The organism is Kurthia senegalensis (genome assembly GCF_000285595.1).
GTDB classification, from domain to species: Bacteria; Bacillota; Bacilli; order Bacillales_A; family Planococcaceae; genus Kurthia; species Kurthia senegalensis.
Genome location: NZ_HE611065.1, coordinates 55334 through 71677 on the forward strand (window position 1 = coordinate 55334; position 16344 = coordinate 71677).

The 16344-nt window shown below is 37.5% G+C and carries 15 protein-coding genes and 2 pseudogenes; 1 reads left to right on the top strand and 16 read right to left on the bottom strand.

Translation table 11 applies throughout. The features are described 5' to 3' along the window. Nucleotides 1-134: 134 nt before the first annotated feature. The 16 genes and pseudogenes from spo0A to aroQ all read right to left on the bottom strand — a co-directional run bounded on the left by spo0A (nucleotide 135) and on the right by aroQ (nucleotide 15224). Nucleotides 135-944, bottom strand: a complete 810-nt coding sequence (gene spo0A / locus KSHG_RS05605) for a sporulation transcription factor Spo0A (RefSeq protein WP_010303139.1) — start codon at nucleotides 942-944, stop codon at nucleotides 135-137. Nucleotides 945-1175: 231 nt separating this feature from the next. Beyond that, nucleotides 1176-2868 (bottom strand): annotated as a pseudogene (gene recN / locus KSHG_RS16215) (DNA repair protein RecN). 21 nt (nucleotides 2869-2889) lie between these two features. Then, nucleotides 2890-3339 (bottom strand): transcriptional regulator AhrC/ArgR, encoded by a 450-nt coding sequence (gene ahrC / locus KSHG_RS05615; RefSeq protein ID WP_010303145.1) that lies wholly within the window; start codon nucleotides 3337-3339, stop codon nucleotides 2890-2892. A 103-nt stretch (nucleotides 3340-3442) separates the two neighbouring features. After that, nucleotides 3443-4264, bottom strand: coding sequence for a TlyA family RNA methyltransferase (locus tag KSHG_RS05620; RefSeq protein WP_010303147.1), 822 nt, complete (start codon nucleotides 4262-4264; stop codon nucleotides 3443-3445). Beyond that, nucleotides 4264-6168: a 1-deoxy-D-xylulose-5-phosphate synthase gene (gene dxs, locus KSHG_RS05625; protein WP_010303150.1), complete on the bottom strand. Its 1905-nt coding sequence runs from the start codon at nucleotides 6166-6168 to the stop codon at nucleotides 4264-4266. The genes KSHG_RS05620 and dxs overlap by 1 nt, the downstream gene beginning before the upstream one ends. A gap of 205 nt (nucleotides 6169-6373) precedes the next feature. Next, on the bottom strand, nucleotides 6374-7255 hold the full coding sequence (locus KSHG_RS05630) for a polyprenyl synthetase family protein (protein ID WP_010303153.1): 882 nt from the start codon (nucleotides 7253-7255) through the stop codon (nucleotides 6374-6376). A gap of 1 nt (nucleotide 7256) precedes the next feature. After that, nucleotides 7257-7487: an exodeoxyribonuclease VII small subunit gene (locus KSHG_RS05635; protein WP_010303155.1), complete on the bottom strand. Its 231-nt coding sequence runs from the start codon at nucleotides 7485-7487 to the stop codon at nucleotides 7257-7259. Between the two features lie 14 nt (nucleotides 7488-7501). Continuing rightward, entirely contained in the window at nucleotides 7502-8836 is a 1335-nt protein-coding gene (gene xseA, locus KSHG_RS05640) for an exodeoxyribonuclease VII large subunit (RefSeq protein ID WP_010303157.1), read from the bottom strand. A gap of 114 nt (nucleotides 8837-8950) precedes the next feature. Next, complete coding sequence (folD, locus tag KSHG_RS05645) at nucleotides 8951-9802, bottom strand: bifunctional methylenetetrahydrofolate dehydrogenase/methenyltetrahydrofolate cyclohydrolase FolD (protein WP_010303158.1); 852 nt, start codon at nucleotides 9800-9802, stop codon at nucleotides 8951-8953. A gap of 69 nt (nucleotides 9803-9871) precedes the next feature. Next, nucleotides 9872-10252, bottom strand: a complete 381-nt coding sequence (gene nusB, locus KSHG_RS05650; RefSeq protein WP_010303159.1) for a transcription antitermination factor NusB — start codon at nucleotides 10250-10252, stop codon at nucleotides 9872-9874. A gap of 242 nt (nucleotides 10253-10494) precedes the next feature. Continuing rightward, on the bottom strand, nucleotides 10495-10899 hold the full coding sequence (locus KSHG_RS05655) for an Asp23/Gls24 family envelope stress response protein (RefSeq protein WP_010303161.1): 405 nt from the start codon (nucleotides 10897-10899) through the stop codon (nucleotides 10495-10497). 20 nt (nucleotides 10900-10919) lie between these two features. Then, nucleotides 10920-12272, bottom strand: a complete 1353-nt coding sequence (gene accC / locus KSHG_RS05660; RefSeq protein ID WP_010303165.1) for an acetyl-CoA carboxylase biotin carboxylase subunit — start codon at nucleotides 12270-12272, stop codon at nucleotides 10920-10922. A gap of 14 nt (nucleotides 12273-12286) precedes the next feature. Continuing rightward, nucleotides 12287-12801: pseudogene (gene accB / locus KSHG_RS16220) on the bottom strand (acetyl-CoA carboxylase biotin carboxyl carrier protein). A 332-nt stretch (nucleotides 12802-13133) separates the two neighbouring features. Then, complete coding sequence (efp, locus tag KSHG_RS05670; protein WP_010303169.1) at nucleotides 13134-13691, bottom strand: elongation factor P; 558 nt, start codon at nucleotides 13689-13691, stop codon at nucleotides 13134-13136. Nucleotides 13692-13717: 26 nt separating this feature from the next. Further along, the gene (locus KSHG_RS05675; protein ID WP_010303173.1) at nucleotides 13718-14776 is read right to left on the bottom strand and encodes a M24 family metallopeptidase; all 1059 of its coding nucleotides are present in this window, start codon (nucleotides 14774-14776) and stop codon (nucleotides 13718-13720) included. 16 nt (nucleotides 14777-14792) lie between these two features. Continuing rightward, on the bottom strand, nucleotides 14793-15224 hold the full coding sequence (aroQ, locus tag KSHG_RS05680) for a type II 3-dehydroquinate dehydratase (protein ID WP_010303175.1): 432 nt from the start codon (nucleotides 15222-15224) through the stop codon (nucleotides 14793-14795). A 146-nt stretch (nucleotides 15225-15370) separates the two neighbouring features. Between aroQ and KSHG_RS05685 the strand changes: the two genes are divergently transcribed. Then, on the top strand, nucleotides 15371-16321 hold the full coding sequence (locus KSHG_RS05685) for a DUF1385 domain-containing protein (protein ID WP_010303186.1): 951 nt from the start codon (nucleotides 15371-15373) through the stop codon (nucleotides 16319-16321). The last annotated feature ends 23 nt before the right edge of the window (nucleotides 16322-16344 follow it).

Consider the following 16344-nt stretch of genomic DNA (forward strand, 5'->3'; position numbering starts at 1 on the left):
AATATATTAAGAAAGTAAATGCTTACTTTTTAAAATAAAAAAGCTTCTTTTCATCCGTTTACTTAACGCATAAAAAGAAACTTATTTAGTGATTTGCACAAGATTCACTAATTATTTTATAAAATAAGCTGACACTAACTCATCATCTCGACACGTAATTTATCTGCCACCATGGCAATAAATTCCGAATTTGTTGGTTTTTGTTTCATATGATGTGAAGAATAGCCGAATAAATCGGCAATCGATTCATAATTACCACGATTCCAAGCAAGCTCAATCGCATGGCGGATTGCACGTTCCACACGCGATGGCGTCGTTTCAAACTTTTTAGCAATTTCAGGGTACAACACTTTCGTTACACTACTTAGTAAATCCACATCCAAATATACCATTTGAATTGCTTCACGTAAGTATCCATAACCTTTAATATGTGCTGGCACACCAATTTCTTTTACTAAGTTCGTAACTTGCAAATCTAAATGTTTATGATCTAAATCTGCTGGTTGCATTCCTTGTAAAATCCCTGATCCTTGAACGACTTTCGTTTGTTGAATAGCAGGACGAATATACTGTTGACCGCATTGAACAATTTTCGCTTCTAAACGAGCCATTTCAAAAGGTTTAAGCATAAAGTATGATGCTCCTAAGTCACCTGCTTGCTTCATCACGTCTTCTTGACCAAATGCTGTTAACATAATGACCTTAACTTTTTTGTACGCTTCATTACTATGGATTTCTTCTAATACAGCTAATCCATCTAAGTGCGGCATAATGACATCTAACACTAAGATGTCAGGTACTTGTTGTTGTAGCATTTCTAGACATTGTCTACCATTTGATACCGTTTGAATAACCTCAATTTGAGGATTTTTTGATAAATGGTTTTCAAGTGCCCTCACTAATTCTTTATTATCATCAGCAATTGCAACCTTTATCGTACTCATTATATAATCCCCCAGTGCCGCTAAATTTACTGTGCTTGCATCTCGGTCTAATTGTAACAAAGATTCGATAATATGAACATCCTATTTCTTACCATTCTTAAAAAGCGTATAACTTTTTTATGTAAAAAGGAATTCCCCTTAAAGCATATTTAGTGTTTTTTTACTTATAAATAAAAAAAAGTTACAAAATTAATATGTAACTTCTCAAAAAACATATATTGAACTATATTTTTAAAATGTTTTCTTTCGCTCATCTGCTATTTCAACGAGTTCTTTCGCATGTAAAAAATGTTTTTTCTGTAATTTCAGGACCAGACATCATGCGACTAAGCTCGTCAATACGTGCGTTGCCTGTAATCTCTTGAAGAGACGTAAATGTTCGTTGTCCTTGTTCTTCTTTTTGAATATGATAATGGTGATCTGCCATCGCAGCAACTTGTGGTAAATGTGAAATACATAGCACTTGTGAATGGACAGAAATCGCCGCAATTTTGTCCGCAATCGCCTGTGCAACGCGTCCACTTACGCCTGTATCTACTTCATCAAAAATAATAGATGTAATGCCCATTGTCGTTGAAAACATCGTCTTTAATGCTAACATGACGCGTGACATCTCACCACCAGATGCAATTTTCGTTAACGGTTTCGGTGGTTCCCCCACATTCGTTGAAATGTAGAAGACAATTGAATCCGCTCCGTTCTCATCAAAGCTACCTGCTGGAAGCTTTTCAAAATGAACGACAAATTGCGCTTTTTCCATATACAATTCTTTTAATTGCACCATAATGGCGGTAGATAATTTATCTGCTACATCTTTTCGAATTTCAGTTAAGCGTGAGGTTTGCTTCACGAGCTGTCGTTCTAAATCAACGAGTTGCTGTTCTTGCTGCTGCATATTCTCATCATGATTTAAAAGTTGTTGTAATTCGCTATCAATCTTATCACGATAATCTAATATTTCTTGAATAGACGTACCGTACTTACGTTTCATATTTTGAATCAATTGTAAACGTTGTTCCACTTCATTCAAACGTTCGGGATCAAATTCCAAATCATCTAAAATATTTTTAATGCCAAATCCTGCTTCTTGTAGCATGTAAAAAGCATTAGAAACGGTCTCAGCATATTCTTTAAATGCCTCGTCTACATCAATAATATGTTGTAATGAGGTCATCGCTTGTCCGATATAGTCTAATCCGTTCCCTTCTCGGATAATTGCTTCATGAGCTGAACTAGCACCTTCAAAAATTTTATTGAAATTCATTAATCGTAAACGTTCTTCTGTTAGTTCATCTTCTTCTGTCGCTCTCAATTGGCAGGCATTAATTTCTTCGAGTTGAAATTGATACAAATCAATACGCTGTGCAATTTGTTGTTCCCCTACTGCAAATGCAGCAATTTCTCTTTTCAATTGACGAAATTGTACATATTTCTCATGATAACGGCGCATTTCGATAGACAGTTTTTCTCCAGCAAATTGATCTAATAAATGAATATGAGATTTATCATCCATTAATTCTTGAGACTCATGTTGCCCATGAATATCAATAAGCAACGCACCAATTTCACGCATTTGAGATAATGTCATTAATTTTCCATTCACACGGCAAACACTTTTACCACTATCATTCAAATCTCTTTTTAAAATAATCGTACCTTCTTCAACATCTATGCCGAGATCCTCACATTTAGCAAATACAGGATGCCCTTCCGGAACCGTATATAAACCTTCTAACTCCGCTTTTTTAGCTCCGTGACGAATGAATTCTTGCGAACCACGTCCACCAGCTAATAGCTGCACAGCATCAATTATGATGGATTTACCTGCCCCTGTCTCACCTGTTAAAACGGTTAAACCATTTTGAAATGCGACAGTAAGGGATTCAATAATTGCAAAATTACGTATCGATAATTCCTTTAACAACCCGATTCACCTCAGTCTCTATTACAACATTTTTATTAAACGATCTTTCAGTTCATCGCGGTCTTGTTCTTCGCGACATAAAATTAAAATCGTATCATCACCGCAAATCGTTCCTAATATTTCTGTCCACTCTAAGTGGTCTAATAAAGAACCGATTGCATTCGCATTACCTGGTAAAGTTTTCATTACTAAAAAGTGACTTGCACCGTCAATTGATACGAATGAATCCGCTAATGCTCTATGCAGTTTTTGTAATGGATTAAAACGTTGGTCTGCTGGCAAGCTGTATTTGTAACGACCATCTTGCAATGGAACTTTAATTAAATGCAATTCTTTAATATCACGAGAAATCGTTGCTTGTGTAACGTTAAAACCTGCTTCTTTTAATAAATCTACTAATTCATCTTGTGTTTCAATATCTTTGTTTGCTATTAAATCGCGAATGCGAATATGTCTTTGACTTTTATTCAAGTTCTTTCACCTCTATGCATAATTATGCTTTCTATTTTTAAAGTACCATCATTTTCAGAAATTAACAAGAAAAAACACGGGCCTTGTAACAAGGCATCCCGTGTTATTTTAATTGGTTATGGGCTTCTTGAACGATCGCTTTTAAGTCAATTTCTTTTGACGGTTCTTCATCTGGTAATGGATTGTGTAAGTGATATAAAAATTCAATATTTCCTTCTCCACCAGTAATTGGTGAATACGACGCTTGTTTTAATACAAAACCTATTTCCATCGCAAATGCAGCAATTTTTTCAAGTACTTCAAGATGCACTTTTGCATCTCGAACGACACCTTTTTTCCCAACTTTTTCTTTTCCAGCTTCAAATTGTGGTTTAACGAGTGCAATCACATCTCCGCCTGGAACGAGTAACGTTTTAAGAACAGGTAAAATTAATTCTAAAGAAATGAAGGATACGTCGATTGTAGCAAATTCTGGTAGCCCTTCTTCTAAATCTGGTGCTGTTACGTAACGGAAATTTGTTTTCTCCATTACCGTCACTCGTTCATCTGAACGAAGTTTCCACGCAAGTTGATTAGAACCTACATCGAGTGCGTAACAATGTTTTGCACCGTTTTGCAGAGCGCAGTCTGTAAAACCACCTGTTGAAGAACCAATATCTAGCATTAATTTGCCTTCTACGGATACGTCAAAGTTTTTAAGTGCTTTTTCTAATTTCAATCCCCCACGACTAACGTAAGGAATTTGCTGTCCTTTAATACGTAACTCGACATCACGTAATAATTTCTCACCTGGTTTATCGACACGTACGTCGTTCGCAAACACAATGCCTGCCATAATCGTACGTTTTGCACGCTCACGTGTTTCACATAAACCGGATTGGACGAGTAACACGTCTGCGCGTTCTTTTGATACTTTTTCTGTCATTATGATTTTAGACCCGCTTGCTGTTTATTATTTTCAACTAAAGTCGTAACATCTTCTACAACTTGTTCAGTCGTCATATGAATATCTCTTAACAGTAAATCAACACTGCCGTGTTCAATGAATTCATCTGGAATACCCATACGTTTCACATGTGCTGTTGAATAGCCATGATCATTCGCAAATTCAAGAACCGCACTACCAAATCCACCTTGTAAAACAGCTTCTTCAATCGTTAAAATAGGTTTTCCTGATTTAAAAATTGCATGAAGCATATTTTCATCTAATGGTTTAATAAATCGTGCATTTACAATTTCTGTTTGAATGCCATTTTGAGCTAATTTCTCAGCAGCTTGTTCTGCCATTGGAATCGTCGTTCCGAACGTTAAAATCGTCGCATCTGAGCCTTCGCGAAGAGCTTCCCACGTACCAATTTCAATCGTATGAAGCGTTTCATCCATCGGTACACCTAATCCATTTCCTCTCGGATAACGCATCGCAATTGGACCGTTTTCGTAGCTAAGTGCCGTTTTCACCATATGTTGCCCTTCATTCTCATCTTTTGGCATCATAATCGTCATGTTTGGCATAGAACGTAGAAAGGCAATATCAAATACACCTTGGTGCGTTTCACCATCTGCTCCGACTAAACCTGCACGGTCAATACCGACAAATACATTTAAATTTTGACGACTAATATCGTGTAACATTTGATCGTATGCACGTTGTAAGAAAGTCGAATAAATAGATAAGAATGGTTTGCAACCATCTGCAGCCATCCCTGCAGCCATCGTTGTTGCATGCTGTTCAGCAATACCGACATCGAAGAAACGCTCAGGAAACTCCTCTGCAAAACCCGTTAATTTAGAACCGACTGGCATCGCTGGTGTAATCGTCACGACTTTCTCGTCTTCACGAGCAATTTTCGTCACGGTATCAGCAACTAATTTAGACCAACCTGGTGCTTGGTTTTTCGATTTAGGAAACTCACCTGTCTCCATTTTATAAGGGCCTGTTCCGTGCCAAGTACCGACAGTATCCGTTTCAGCAGGTGTATATCCTTTTCCTTTTTTCGTTAATACGTGAATGATGACTGGGCCATCTGTATTTTTTGCAGTAGCGAGTGTTTTTTCTAAGACGTCTAAGTCATGCCCATCAATCGGTCCAAAATACGTGAAGCCCATTTCTTCAAAGAACATACCTGACATAACTAAATATTTTAAGCTGTCTTTCACACGTTCAGCAGCACCTGCAATTTTCCCGCCGATAGCAGGGATTTTTTTCAAGAAGCTTTCAACATCGTCTTTCGCTTTATGATACGGAGGAGCTGTACGTAAACGGCCTAAAATATTATGAATGGCACCTACATTTGGTGCGATTGACATTTCATTATCGTTTAAAATAACGATCATATTCGTTTTCTCATGCCCGATATGATTCAATGCTTCCATCGCCATACCACCTGTTAAAGCACCATCCCCAATAACAGGAATAACATAATTATTTTTCTTTTGTACGTCACGTGCAGCAGCCATTCCCATAGCTGCTGACAGTGATGTTGAACTATGACCTGTTTCCCACACATCATGTTCAGATTCAATTCTTTTCGGAAATCCACATAAACCTTTATACTGACGCAACGTATCAAATTGAGAAGCTCGTCCTGTTAAAATTTTATGCACATACGCTTGGTGACCTACATCAAATAATAGTTTGTCTTCTGGGCTATTAAATGCGCGATGTAGAGCAATCGTTAATTCCACAACTCCTAAGTTCGGTCCAATATGACCACCCGTAATAGAACATTTCTCAATTAAAAACGTACGAATTTCTTCACTTAATTGTTCCAATTCTTTTTTGTTGAGTTGCTTTAAAAAGGATGGACTAGATATGTTGTTTAAATCCACCGCCATCACACACCTTTATATAATAATAATTTCTGTCAATTATTTCTGATTCACATCTACTTAAAATGAGTTAATGCTTGTCTTTACCCTTCGAAAGTGGAAAATATACATTTCGATATTGAAATAAATCCAAATGAACGTAGCAATTAACAGTTAGCTAGTTTACATTATACCAATCATTAAACGAGACACAAACGAAAAACAATTATTTATTACGTTTAACGATATATGTCGCTAATTGTTCCAATAACGTTTTTTCGCTCGGTAATTTTGAAAGAGCTTCTAACGATGCATCATAATGCATCGTTAATTTTTCTTTCGCTCCTTCTAACGTAAGAAGTGCTGGATACGTACTCTTATCACTCGCTACATCTTTACCAGCTGTTTTCCCTAGTTGTTCGGTCGTACCTTCAATGTCTAAAATATCATCTTTAATTTGGAATGCAAGCCCGATATGATACGCATAATCACGTAAAATGGCTAACTGCTCTTCCGTTGCATTCGCTAAAATAGCACCCGCTTCAATACTAAAACGTAAAATGGCACCTGTTTTATTGACATGAACATGAACTAATTCATCAATCGTTAGTTGTTTCGTTTCGCCTTCGATATCTAAAATTTGTCCTCCTACCATTCCTTCTGCTCCAGCTGTTTCACTTAACAATTGCACTAACGCAACTTTTTGTTCAGCTGTTACATTTTGCATACGTGCAATTATACCAAATGGCAATGTATTTAAAGCGTCACCCGCTAACGTCGCATACGCTTCGCCGAATACTTTATGATTCGTTAACTTCCCACGACGGTAATCATCATTGTCCATACTTGGAAGGTCGTCGTGAATAAGAGAATATGTATGAATCATCTCTACTGCCGCGCCAACGATATACGCTTCTTCTGTGATTTCTGCTAAGTGATCCATTACAGCAAGTACGAATAACGGACGAACACGTTTACCGCCTGCTTTAAGTGAATAGCTCATCGCCTCTTTTAAAATTTCTGGTGCTTGAATTGACTCAACAAGTGTCAACATTACATCTTCAATTTTTGGCATTTGTTCTGCCATAAAAGGTTTTAATTGTGTCATTTTACTTCTCTCCATCCGTTTTAAAAGGTTGTTCTGAGCCATCTTCATTCACAACAGTTACGAGTTGTTGTTCTGCTTTTTCCAGTTGCTCATGGCAGTTTTTTGATAAAACCATCCCCTTTTGATAAAGCGTAATAGCTTCTTCTAAAGAAGCATCACCTTGCTCTAATTTTTGAACGATTCCTTCTAACTCTGTCATCGACTGCTCAAAAGATTGTTTTTTTGTTGCCATTTTATTCACCTTCCTTATTTCGTACGAAGTACGGTCGCATCAATTTGACCATCTACAACTTGAATTGTTATTTGCTCTTCTGTCGCAACTTGTTGTACGGACATTACGACATCGTCTTTATTATTATATACGATGCTGAAGCCACGTTCCATGACAGAAAGTGGATTTAGTGCATTTAATGTACGAATATTCGTTTGAAACTGTTGTCTTTTTTTAGAAAGCATACGTTGCATATTCATTTGAAGTTGATACGTCGCATGTTTTTGTCTTTGTTGCTCCAACGCTAGTTTACGCATCGGCATTTGATTACGTAATCGGTTTTGTAACGATTGGAAATCTCGTATACGGTCCGTCATACTTCTTGAAGTTGCATCTTCTAACCGCTGCTCTAATCGACTCAATTGCTCTTCAAATGGGCGATACATACGCTCTGGATACACCATTGTATAAGAAGATAACGCTTTTTCTAAGCGATTTTTACGCTGATCTAATAAACGCTTTGTCGCTTGTAACATACGCACATCATTCGATTGTACACGCTGTTTTAACTCAACAACATCTGGTACAGCCATCTTCGCTGCTCCTGTTGGTGTTGGTGCTCTAAAATCAGCGACAAAGTCTGCAATCGTCGTATCGGTTTCATGTCCTACAGCACTAATAATTGGAATACGACTTTCAAAAATAGCTCTCGCAACGCTTTCTTCATTAAAAGCCCACAAATCTTCAATCGAACCGCCACCACGCCCAACAATTAATGTATCAATTTGTCCGAGTGCATTCGCTTGTCGAATCGATTGTACAATGCTCGGTGCAGCATTAGCTCCTTGCACGAGTGTTGGGAATATTTTAATGTTCGCAATCGGATAATGTCGCTTAATCGTCGTACAAATATCTCGGACTGCTGCACCAGTTGTCGCTGTAATAACACCAATCATTTGAGGGAAAGGGACGAGAGGTTGTTTAAAACGCGCATCAAACAATCCTTCTTTTTGTAACGTTTCTTTCAATTGTTCATACGCAAGAAAAAGACTTCCTAATCCGTCCGGTTCAATTTTTGATGCATATAGTTGATAACTGCCACTTTTTTCAAACACGTTCACATCACACTCAATCAAAACGTTCATGCCATTTTCAGCTGAAAATTTTAATTTTGCTGCTTGTCGTGCATACATAATGCCTTTTATTTGTGCTTTATCATCTTTTAATGTGAAGTAAATATGTCCTGAACTATGATGCTTTACATTCGATAGTTCCCCTTTAACATACACTTTTTTCAAATACGGATCGGCATCAAACTTTCGTTTAATATATTTTGTGAGTGCCTCGACCGTTAAATAATTATCATCCATCGATTTACACCCTCCTCATTAAAAAAAGAGGTGTCCACAAGTTTATTCGCATAAACTATAGGGACAGCCCCTTTTGTGTTTGTATTTATTTTATCGTAAAGAGAACACTTTGTCTTATGAAAGCTTTCGTTTTGCAGATTGTACTGTATTCACTAAAAGCATCGTAATCGTCATCGGACCAACGCCCCCTGGCACTGGTGTAATTGCTGATACTTTGTCTAATACATCTTCAAAATCGACATCTCCGCAAAGTTTACCATTTTCATCTAAATCCATTCCGACATCGATGACAACGGCTCCCTCTTTTACATGTTCTTTTTTAATCATTTTCGCGCGACCAGTTGCCACGACTAAAATGTCTGCTTGTTTCGTAATCGCTGCTAAATCTTTTGTTTTGGAATGACAATATGTAACTGTTGCATCACTTTGCAAAAGTAATTGTCCCATTGGAACACCAACGATATGACTGCGCCCTACAACAACTGCATGTTTCCCACTCGTTTCAACACCACTGTGTTGTAAAAGTTTCATCACGCCATGTGGCGTACATGGTAAAAATGTTTCTTGACCAAGCAACATTTTACCTACGCTAATCGGATGGAAGCCATCGACATCTTTCAATGGTGAGATCTTCGCAATGACTGCGTCTTCTTGAATATGTTTTGGAAGTGGTAATTGAACTAGAATGCCATCAATCGCATCATTTTTGTTCAACGCTTCAATATGATTTAATAATACGTCTTCCGTCGTATCAGAAGGTAATTTAATCAATTCTGAGTAAATGCCTAATTGAGCACATGATTTTTGCTTATTAGATACATATTTTTGTGAAGCTGGATCATCGCCTACTAAAATAACTGCTAAACCGGGTGTAATACCTTTTTCTTTTAATGCATTCACTTCTAGCTGAATTGATTGACGAATCGTCTGACCAATTTCTTTACCGTTAATTAGTTTACCTGACATGTGAAAAACACTCCCAAATTCAATTTATATATAGAAACGCAAAAAATGCGATACTATCATGATGATAAATTAGGCTGTATATTTAGAAAGAACACCGTTAACGAATTTACTTGATTGATCGTCACCGAATGTTTTTGATAATTCGATTGCTTCATTGATCACGACATTTTGAGGTGTCTCAGGCATGAATTGCAATTCGAATACTGCTAAACGTAAAATCGTACGGTCTACTTTAGCTAAGCGGCCTAAAGACCAGTTTTCTAAGTTTGTAGCAATCGAAGCGTCGATCGCTTCTTGATTTTCAATCGTACCACGTACTAGTTTTTCGAAAAAGGCATTTGAATCCCCTTCGTCCAGTGTGTAGTCCATTGCTTCTTCAATTGATAATTCAGTACCTTCTAATTGGAATAAAGTTTGTACTGCTTTTTCACGCGCTTCACGTCGCTTCATTTTATTCGTTCTCCTTTATACTACTACAATTTGTTTTCATTTTTAGCAATTCGCTAAAATGAAGCATTCTACTGCAAAATCAACAAAATTGTACAGTGTTTCATTAGTTTACATATAGCAATATATTATCACAAATAAAGCTGTATGTGCAGTGTAGAACAGAAGTTTTGCAAATTTACGTCCTACACAATATAAAAAGGGTGAATGTGACAAGTCACATTCACCCTTTTACTGGGCATAAGTTATTCAGCTTTTTGTTGCTCTTGCTCGAATTGAATACCAGTAATATGCACGTTAACTTCTTTCGTCGTTAACGCTGTCATGTTGCTAATTGCTTCGCGGATTTGGCGTTGTACTTTTGCTGCAACTTTTGCTACTTGAGCACCATATTGAATGACACAATAAACATCGACGACTAAACCTTCTGGTGTCCACTCCGTCTTAATCCCTTTACCGTGTACCTTCTTACCAAATTTTTCTGCGACACCTGAAGCAAAACTTCCGCGTGTACCGAAAATTCCTTCTACTTCAGTTGTTGCGATTCCTGCAATGACTTCAATCACTTCTGGTGCAACTTCAATACTGCCTAGTTCTTCTTTACCTTCTGGTGTATTTTGAGGTAATGATTTCACAACTTGTTCAGCCATATTAATGCCCCTTCCTTCTTCTATGAGTTCAGAACGTCATTTTCTTCTAAGAACTTCGTGTTGAATTTCCCAGATTTGAATACTTCGTTCTCCATTAATTTTTCATGGAAAGGAATTGTTGTTTGAATACCAGGACCCTCTACAGCAAATTCACCTAGCGCACGATGCATTTTTGCAATCGCTTTTTCACGCGTATCTGCATGGACGATTAGTTTTGCAACCATCGAATCGTAATAAGGTGGAATTGTATAGCCAGCATACATCGCTGAATCAATACGAACTCCATTACCACCTGGCGTTAAATACGTGTCTACTTTCCCCGCAGAAGGCATAAAGTTTTTGTATGGGTTTTCTGCGTTAATACGGCATTCAATCGCCCAACCATTCACTTTCACATCTTCTTGTTTATACACTAATTTTTCGCCAGATGCAATTCTTAGTTGCCATTCAACTAAATCAATTCCTGTAATTGCTTCTGTCACTGGGTGCTCAACTTGAATACGTGTATTCATTTCCATGAAGTAGAAACGATCTTCTTGGTAATCATAAATGAATTCACAAGTACCAGCTCCACGATAGTCACAAGCTAAAGCTGCTTTAACAGCCGCCTCACCCATTTCTTTACGACGTTCTTCAGACAATGCTGGAGAAGGCGCTTCTTCTACTAATTTTTGCATACGGCGTTGTACGGTACAATCACGTTCACCTAAATGAATCGTGTTGCCATAGTTGTCGGCTAGTACTTGAATTTCACAGTGGCGGAAATATTCAATGAATTTCTCAAGGTACACCCCTGGATTACCGAAAGCTGCTGCTGCTTCTTTTTGTGTAATCTCAATACCTTTCACTAGATCTTCTTCTGTACGTGCGACGCGGATTCCTTTACCACCACCGCCTGCTGTTGCTTTTATAATAACTGGGTATCCAATTTTTGCTGCCCATTCTTTCCCTGTTTCAATATCCGGAACGATACCAGTACCAGGAACGAGTGGAACGTTAGCTTTCGCCATCGTATCACGAGCAACATCTTTGATACCCATTACTTTGATTGAGTCAGATTTTGGACCGATGAATGTAATTCCTGCTTCTTCACAAGCGATTGCAAAATCAACGTTTTCTGCTAAGAAACCGTATCCTGGGTGAATCCCATCTGCACCAACTTTTTGCGCCACAGTAATTAATCGATCAATTCGTAAATAACTATCTTTTGATAATTTTGAACCGATGCAATACGCTTCATCAGCTAATTGTACGTGTAATGCTTCTTTATCTGCTTCTGAATAAACAGCGACAGATTCAAGACCTAATTCTTTACAAGCACGGATAATACGTACTGCAATTTCACCACGATTGGCAATTAATACTTTTTTCATCGTCGTAATCCCCCTTACGCTTCTTTAACTAGGAATAGAGGTTGACCGTATTCAACTAACTCGCCATCTTTGACAAGGATTTCTACGATTTCACCTGTTACTTCAGCTTCGATTTCGTTGAATAATTTCATCGCTTCAACGATACATACTACTGATTCTTCGCTAACTTTATCGCCAACTTTTACAAAAGCTGGTGATTCAGGGTCTGGAGATTGATAAAAAGTACCAACCATTGGAGATACGATTTTATGTAAATTCGCATCTTGTGTAGCAGCTGCTTTCGGTGCTGGTGCTGGTGCCGCTTCCACTTTTGGAGCTGGCGCTGCTTTTGGAACTTCGGCAACTTCCGCTTTCGGTGCTACTGTTGGTGCGATTGCTTGAGTGATTGCTTTTGGAGCATCAGTCACTACAACTTGACCTGCATTTTTTTAAGTTTTAATTTTGTACCATCTTCATTGAACGTGAACTCATCAATTGATGATGAATCGATTAATTTGATAATCTCGCGAATTTCTTGAATTTTTAACATAACATTACTCCCCTAACGTCTGTGTATTATAATACAAAACCTATTTTACCTTCTTTTTCGGAAAATTGTAACATTTTCACGCAATTTAGATAAAACAGTATATTACCGACAATTTTTATGTCGAAACTAACAATTTTTATTAGTAGAATTTTTTAATTTTTCATTTATCTTTATTTAAATATAAATGAAATCGTTATCATTCATACAACAACTTTATAGTTATCTAACTGTACTACCACAGTTTTTAGTACCCAATTAATATAATCAGAGTTTATAATCTGGTACTAATTTTTCTTTAAAAAATAACCTCTCCCGAAGAGAGGTTATAGAAATTAAGCACGTGAAACGTATGAACCATCCGCTGTATTAATAATTAATTTGTCGCCTTCATTTACGAAGAATGGTACGTTTACAATTAAACCTGTTTCAAGTGTAGCTGGTTTAGAACCTCCTGTAGCTGTATCACCTTTAATACCTGGTTCTGTTGCAGTAACTACTAGTTCAACTGTATTTGGTAAATCAATACCAAGAATTTCACCTTCAAAACTCATAATATAAACTTCCATGTTTTCAAGAAGATATTTCAATTCTTTTTCTAATTGATCTTCTGTAAGTTCAATTTGTTCATAAGATTCCATATCCATGAATGCGTGAACATCACCAGAAGCATATAAATATTGCATTTTACGGTTGTCGATTTGTGCTTTTTCAACTTTTTCACCAGCACGGAATGTTTTTTCTGCAACGTTGCCGTTACGTAAGTTACGTAATTTAGAACGTACGAATGCAGCACCTTTACCGGGTTTTACGTGTTGGAATTCGATAACGCGGTATAAATCGCCATCTACTAAAATTGTTAAGCCTGTTTTAAAATCGTTTACTGAAATCATTACTAAGTTTCCTCCAATTTATCTTTTTATAAGATAATTAAGTCTTTTTTGGAACGAGTAAGTACTTCGTGACCTGTTTCGGTAATTAAAACGTCGTCTTCAATACGAACGCCACCTACTCCTGGAATATAAATACCTGGTTCGCAAGTCACACACATCCCTGGTTGTAACACCGTCGAAGAACGATGAGATAACCCTGGAGCTTCATGTACTTCACGACCAATCCCGTGACCAGTTGAATGACCAAAAGCCTCTCCATAACCGTGTTTCGTAATATAATCGCGTGTTACTGCATCTGCCTCTTTCCCAGTCATACCTGGTTTAAGAGCATCAACGCCGAGGATTTGCGCATTTAAAACAATGTCGTAAATTTCCTTCAGCTGATCTGAAGGCTCCCCGACAGCAATTGTACGTGTTGTATCAGAAATATAGCCGTTATAAAGGGCCCCAAAGTCTAAAGTGACAATGTCACCTTTTTCTATTATTTTATCAGTTGCTGTGCCATGTGGCAATGCTGAACGCCAACCTGATGCGACAATCGTATCAAAAGAAGAACTTTTCGCACCTAATTTGCGCATATAGTGTTCCATTTCATTCGAAACTTGAAGTTCTGTCATACCTGGTTTAATGAACGAAAGAATGTAGTCAAAAGTTTGGTCCACAATACCACAAGCGACCTTTATTATCTTAATCTCTTCTGGAGTCTTAATCAAGCGTAATTTTTCAATCATCCCAGCAGTACCAATCATTTTTGCATCAATATATTTTTCAAATAGCTGATATGTTGCAAAAGTAACGTATTCTTTTTCAAATCCAACCGATTGAACATTCGTTTCTTTCACTTCTCGAACGACTTCTTCTAACAGCGTTGATTTACGTTCTACGAGACGAAAACCTTCCGTTTCATGTTTGACTTGTTCTGTATAGCGCGCATCTGTCAAAAAGATTGCTTCATCTTTCGTCACTAAAATGTAACTATCATCCCCTGTAAAACCGCTTAAATAAGATACGTTAATCGGATTCGTTACTAACATCGCATCGATTTGATGTTCACTAAATTGTGCACGTAATTGTTGTAATTTCATTTAATAAAAGCCCCTTTTAGTTTGATTGTAAAAACATTCTTAGCGCTGCTTCATAGCCAAATGTTCCTAACCCGGTTATTTGCCCTACACAAACAGGTGCTAAATACGAATGATGGCGAAATGCTTCGCGCTTATGAACATTCGAAATATGTACTTCCACGACAGGCGTTTCAATTCCTGCTATGCAATCTCTTAACGCAATACTCGTATGTGTATAAGCTCCTGGATTAAAAATGATTGCATCAATACCTTGATCCTCTGCCTCGTAGATCCAATCGATTAATTGCCCTTCTGTATTCGATTGTTTCATACTAACAGTCGAATCAAATTGTTTTGCTACGTGTTGTAATTGTGCTTCGATATGTTCCAATGTCTCATAACCGTAAATTTCTGGTTCTCTTTTACCGAGTCGGTTCAAATTCGGTCCATTTAAACAGAGAATTTTCATTGTGAACACCCCTTTTTCAGTTTATTCTTACATTTTAGCATATTATTTCGGAACTTGAAGCATTTCAGACGTCTTTTTGTAGTGAAAAAACCTTTTTTTTAGTACAATGAATTTGTTGAACTTACATAGATGAGAGTGGTGTAAAAATGAGTCAATCAAAAACGCCAATTTATGGCGGACAAGCGCTCGTTGAAGGCGTCATGATGGGCGGCGGCAAACATACGGTCTCGGCTATTCGTCGCAACGACGGAACCGTAGATTACTATTATGCTGAACGTAAACAAATGAAAAGCCTGCAGCGTCTGAAAAAAATTCCATTCATTAGAGGGATTGTAGCAATCATTGAATCTTCTGCGAACGGTTCTAAACATTTGCAGTTTTCAAGCGATCGATACGACGTAACACCCGGTGAAGAAGTAGTCGAACAAGAACAAGAAAAAAGTAGTAAATTGCAAATGTGGCTTGGTGTCGCAGCAATTGGCGTACTTTCATTCTTATTCGCCAAATTTGTTTTCACCTTAATTCCTGTATTTATTGCGCAAGCATTCCATTCTGTTTTTCCAGGTCATGTTGCTCAAGTGTTACTTGAGAGTGGCATCAAACTTATATTATTACTCGGCTATATTTATTTCGTGTCATTAACACCGCTTATTAAGCGAACGTTCCAATATCACGGTTCGGAGCATAAAGTCATCAATTGCTTTGAAAATAATTTACCGCTAACGGTTGAAAATGTTCAAAAGCAGTCTCGCTTGCACTATCGTTGCGGTTCAAGTTTTATTTTATTTACTGTATTTGTCGGCATGATTATTTACTTTTTCGTTCCTACAGATCCTTTTTGGTTGCGAATCGTTGACCGGATTTTATTAATTCCTGTCGTATTAGGCGTCTCTTTTGAAGTGTTACAAGCAACAAACGCTTGTCGCCATATTCCATTCCTTCGTTTTTTAGGTTATCCCGGATTATGGTTACAACTTTTAACGACGAAAGAACCTTCAGACGACCAAGTCGAAATTGCGATTGCGTCTTTCAATAAGCTACGCGAAGTCGAAGAAAACCCACAATTAATCGAAACACTTCATACAGATCAAGGATAAAAAAATAAAAAACTCGAAATCCT